The sequence below is a fragment of the Candidatus Frankia nodulisporulans genome (assembly GCF_902806475.1).
GTDB lineage: Bacteria > Actinomycetota > Actinomycetes > Frankiales > Frankiaceae > Frankia > Frankia umida.
Map to the genome: position 1 here is coordinate 1 of NZ_CADCWS010000281.1, position 5,009 is coordinate 5,009.

The following is a 5,009-nucleotide window of genomic DNA, read 5'->3' on the forward strand; positions in this document are numbered from 1 at the left end:
CCCATCGATGCGATCCGTAATGTTGACGGCTGTCGGCGGGGATCGTCCGGCGGGGGAGGTACGGCTCCATGGCAGGCATGAGCTCGCACAACGGCGTCGGCCCGGGGGATGTCATCCTGCGTGGCGGCGGCCCGATCACCGGTGTCTCCGTCAGCCCGCTGTTCATGTCCCCGGACCAGGACGGGTCCACGCCGTCCGGGCCCACACCGTCGCGGGCCGCGTCGGTATCACCTCCGGCGTCGGTATCACCTCCGGCGTCGGTATCACCTCCGGCGTCGGCTCGTTCGGCGTCGGCTCGTCCCGCGCCGAGCCGGCCGGCACCGGCCCCTCGTCCTGCGGCCCCCCGCACCAGCGGCGCGTCCCGTACCAGTGCCCCTCGCACCAGCACGTCCCGTGTCAGTGCCCCGCGCACGAGTGCCCCTCGGGCCAGCGCGTCCCGTACCAGCGCTCCTCGGACCAGCACGTCCCGTGTCAGTGCTCCTCGGACCAGCACGTCGCGGGCGGTCGGGGTGCGGGTCGCCTCGGGGCGGTCGACGGCCGCGGTGCGCCAGGCGGAGGGTGGACGCACGCCAGCCCGTGGCGGGACGGGGGGACGCGGCGCCACCGCCACCACCCGCGGACTGCCGTCCACCAGGTCGGACCGGGCGGTCGGAACGGGCTCGGCGGGTCGGGTGGGGTCGGCGCGTCCGGGCTGGTGCGCCGGCGTGAGATGACGGTGCGGATGCCGTTCGTGACGGCCCATCTGGAGGTGGCGGTTCCGCAGCCGCCGGCGCGGCTGCGGGTGGGGCCGCTGGGCGTGCCGACGCCGGGGCGGGTGGCGTATTACCTGGGGCTTGGCGCTCTGGTCGCGGTCGAACTGGTCGAGTGGCCGGTGGCGCTCGCGGTCGCGGCGGCGAGCCATCTCACCGACCGCACCCGGTCGACGCCGGGTGGCGCCAGGGCACGGGAGGCCGGCCGACCGTAGTCGACGGTCGCCGGCCGGATGGCGCCGGGGTCGCGCCAGGCCCGCCGCGCACGGACGTTAGCGTGGGAGCCGTGCGGATATGGGGTGGGTACCGGGCTGGGCGTGGTGGGCCGACGAGGGATCGACGGCGGGTGGCGCGGTGAACTATCCGCAGGCCACGATGCTGGGGCTGGTCCAGGGGCTGACCGAGTTCCTTCCGGTCTCCTCCAGCGCCCATCTGCGGATCACCGCCGCGGCGGCGGGCTGGGACGATCCGGGCGCGGCGTTCACCGCCATCACCCAGATCGGCACCGAAGCCGCCGTGCTGCTCTACTTTCGCCGGGACATCGCCCGGATTCTGCGGGCGTCGGCCCGGTCGATCCGGGACCGGGAGGCGCGCTACGACCCGGACGCGCGCATCGGCTGGCTGGTGCTGCTCGGCACGATCCCGATCGGCGTGCTCGGCCTGACCTTCCAGGACGCCATCGAGGGGCCGTTTCGGGACCTGCGCCTGACCGCGATGAGCCTGATCCTGCTCGGCCTCGTGCTCGGCGGCGCCGATCGTTACGCCGCCTCCGGCCGGCGCAAGGGTCGCCACGCGCTGCCCCGGCCCCGGCGAACCCTGGACGACCTGTCGGTGCGCGACGGGGTGCTTTTCGGTTTCGCGCAGGCCGCGGCCCTGATCCCGGGGGTGTCCCGGTCGGGGGCGACGATCAGCGGCGGCCTGCTGCTCGGCTACACCCGGCAGGCCGCGGCCCGCTACTCGTTCCTGCTCGCGATGCCCGCGGTGCTGGCCTCGGGCCTGTTCGAGCTGCGGCATCTGATCGGTTCGGGCGACGAGGACGCCAGCGACACCCCGTCGGGCTCGGCGGCCGCGCAGTCGGCGTCGTCGGTGGCGGGTGTCGCGGAGCTGTCGTGGGGACCCACGCTGCTGGCCACCGGTGTGGCGTTCACCACCGGGTACGCGGCGATCGCCTGGTTCCTGCGCTACATCTCCTCGCGGAGCTTCGCGCCGTTCGTCGCCTACCGGGTCGGGCTGGGGGTGCTGCTGCTCGTCCTGCTCGCCGCCGGTGTTCTCGACGCCCAGGCGGGCGCCCCGCAGGACTGATCGGGGCGGACGGGGCCGGGCCGCACCGTCCGCGCGGCGGGCCCGGCCGGGTTCGCGCGGTGGGACGGACCCGGTGGGGCGGCCGCGCCACGGATTCGTATGGTCGACTACGGTGGTCGCGCGGACCCTGCGGTGTGCGGACCGGTGTGGTCGGCGGGCTGCCTCTGGGTACTGGCCGAGGCGGCATGTGGCGCGTGACGGGCTGGAGGACAGGATGGATCGGCCACCGGCCGGACAGGACCAGCCCGCGGTGCTCACGGGTCTGACCACGGCCGAGGTGGCCGAGCGGGTCGCCGACGGCCGGGTCAACGACGTGCCGGTGCGCTCCAGCCGGTCGGTCGCCGAGATCGTCCGGGCGAACGTCCTGACCCGGATCAACGCGCTGATCGGCGTCCTGTTCATCCTGGTGGTGATCGTCGGACCGGTGCAGGACGCCCTGTTCGGCGGTGTGATCATCGCGAACACCCTGGTCGGGATGTTCCAGGAGCTGCGGGCCAAGCGCACGCTGGACCGCCTGGCCCTCGTCGGCGAGGCCCGTCCCCTCGTGCGCCGCGACGGCATCGCGGCCCCCCTGCCCACCGCCGAGATCGTCCTGGACGACATCATCGAGCTTGGCTCCGGTGACCGCGTCCCCGTCGATGGGGAGATCGTCGCCGCCGACCGGCTCGAGGTCGACGAGTCGCTGCTGACCGGTGAGGCCGACCCGGTGCACAAGCAGCCCGGGGACACGACGATGTCCGGCAGTTTCGTCGTCGCCGGCAGCGGGGCGTTCCGGGCCACCCGGGTCGGCCGGCAGGCGTACGCGGCGCAGCTCGCCGAGGAGGCCAGCCGCTTCACCCTGGTCCGCTCGGAGCTGCGGACGGGGATCAGCACGATCCTGCGCGTGGTCACCTGGATGATCATCCCGACCGGTATCGCGCTGATCATCAGCCAGCTGCTCGTCAACGACAACGACCTGCCCGAGGCGATCCGCCGGATGGTCGCGGGCCTCGTCCCGATGGTCCCCGAGGGGCTGGTGCTGCTGACCTCGGTCGCCTTCGCCGTCGGCGTGGTGCGCCTGGGTCGGCGCCAGTGCCTGGTGCAGGAGCTGCCGGCCATCGAGGGCCTGGCCCGGGTCGACGTCGTCTGCCTGGACAAGACCGGCACCCTCACCGAACCCGCGATGGACGTCACCGAGCTGCGCCTGGTGCCCCCCGACACCGCCGGTTCCCCCGGTGTCGGGCCGGGTCCGTCCGAGGCCGGTGCGAAGGACGACGGGGGTGGCCGGGTGCGGGCGGTGCTCGGCGCGCTGGGCGCCGCCGACGGCCGCCCCAACCCGAGCCTGCAGGCGATCATCGACGCCTACCCGGCCCCCGCGGGCTGGGCGGTGCGGGCGGACGCCCCGTTCTCCTCGGCCCGCAAGTGGAGCGGCGCGACACTGGCGGACGACACCGACACCGTCACCACCTGGCTGCTCGGCGCCCCCGACGTCCTGCTGCCCGCCGGGCATCCCGCCCTCGCCGAGGCCGACGGGTTCGGCGAGCAGGGCCTGCGGGTGCTGCTGCTCGGCCAGACCACGACATCGTTGGACGCGGCCCTCGCCGACCCGGCCACCGTCGCGGGCACGGTCACCCCGACGGCACTGGTCGTGCTCGCCCAGCGGCTACGCGCCGACGCGGGCGACACCCTGCGCTACTTCGCCGAGCAGAACGTCGCCGCCAAGGTCATCTCGGGGGACAACGCGCTGTCCGTCGGCGCGGTCGCCCGCGGTCTCGGTCTGCCCGGCGCCGAGCATCCGGTGGACGCGCGCACCCTGCCCACCGACCAGGACGCCCTGGCCGACCTGCTCGAACGCCACTCGGTGTTCGGCCGCGTCACCCCGCAGCAGAAGCGGGAGATGGTCGCCGCGCTGCAGTCGCGCAAACACACGGTGGCGATGACCGGTGACGGCGTCAACGACGTCCTCGCCCTCAAGGACGCCGACATCGGGGTCGCGATGGGCTCCGGTAGCCAGGCCGCCCGCGGCGTCGCCCAGATCGTCCTGCTCGACAACAGCTTCGCCACCCTGCCGTCGGTCGTCGCCGAGGGACGCCGCGTCATCGGCAACATCGAACGGGTCGCGAACCTCTTCCTGACCAAGACCGTCTACTCGGTGCTGCTGGCCGTGCTCGTCGTCATCACCGGCGTGCCGTACCCGTTCCTGCCCCGCCACCTCACCCTGCTCGGCTCCCTGACGATCGGCATCCCGGCGTTCTTCCTGGCACTGGCCCCCAACAGCGAGCGAGCCCGCCCCGACTTCGTCGGCCGGGTGCTGCGTTTCGCGATCCCCGCCGGCGTGATCGCCGGCGGCGCCACCATGGCGTCCTACCTGCTGGCCCGGTCGATCTACGCCGACCTCGAGGCCGAGACGTCGATGGCCACCCTCACCCTGTTCGTCATCGCCCTGTGGGCCCTGGCGATCGTGGCCCGCCCCTACACCTGGTGGCGGATCGCCCTGGTGCTGACCATGGCCGTCGCGTTCGTGCTGGTCCTGGTCATCCCGTTCGGTCAGGACTTCTTCCAGCTCTCCCTGGTCGGAACCACCGGCCCCCTGAGCGGTCTCGCGATCGCCGTCGGCGCGGGCCTGCTGCTCGAGATCGCCTGGGTGATCATCCGCCGCCGCGACGCCGCCGCCACCGTCCGCGAGGGCCTCGCCGCCACCCACCGCCCCCACGTCCAGCGCAGCCACGTCCGCACCCTCCCCGCCGCGACCACCACCGCCGCGGATGCCGCCGGTCGCGCCCCCGTCCCCGCCTCCCCGGTGACGCGCGCCGGCTCCTCCACCCCGATGGTCACCGTGGTGCGGTCAGCCACGGTCCCGCCAGCCGCCGTGGTGCAGCCATCCGCGGTGCCGTCGGCTGACCCCGCCGGGTCGTCAGCCGCGCTGCCGGCAGCCGCGGAGCCGAAGGCGGATTCCGCGAAGTCGACGTCGGATTCCGC

The 5,009-nt window shown here is 74.1% G+C and carries 3 protein-coding genes and 1 pseudogene; 3 read left to right on the forward strand and 1 reads right to left on the reverse strand.

Annotation, left to right across the window (positions count from 1 at the left end; all coding sequences use genetic code 11):
• Positions 1 to 631 (reverse strand): annotated as a pseudogene (locus G6R24_RS22765) (hypothetical protein); the annotation flags it as partial.
• Positions 632 to 721: 90 nt separating this feature from the next.
• Between G6R24_RS22765 and G6R24_RS18100 the strand changes: the two are divergent.
• The 3 genes from G6R24_RS18100 to G6R24_RS18110 form a co-directional block, all read left to right on the forward strand.
• Positions 722 to 964 (forward strand): hypothetical protein, encoded by a 243-nt coding sequence (locus G6R24_RS18100; RefSeq protein WP_225438691.1) that lies wholly within the window; start codon positions 722 to 724, stop codon positions 962 to 964.
• Positions 965 to 1,103: 139 nt separating this feature from the next.
• On the forward strand, positions 1,104 to 2,051 hold the full coding sequence (locus G6R24_RS18105; protein WP_163550395.1) for an undecaprenyl-diphosphate phosphatase: 948 nt from the start codon (positions 1,104 to 1,106) through the stop codon (positions 2,049 to 2,051).
• 214 nt (positions 2,052 to 2,265) lie between these two features.
• The coding region (locus G6R24_RS18110) for a cation-translocating P-type ATPase (protein WP_225438692.1) at positions 2,266 to 5,009 on the forward strand (2,744 nt) is incomplete at its 3' end.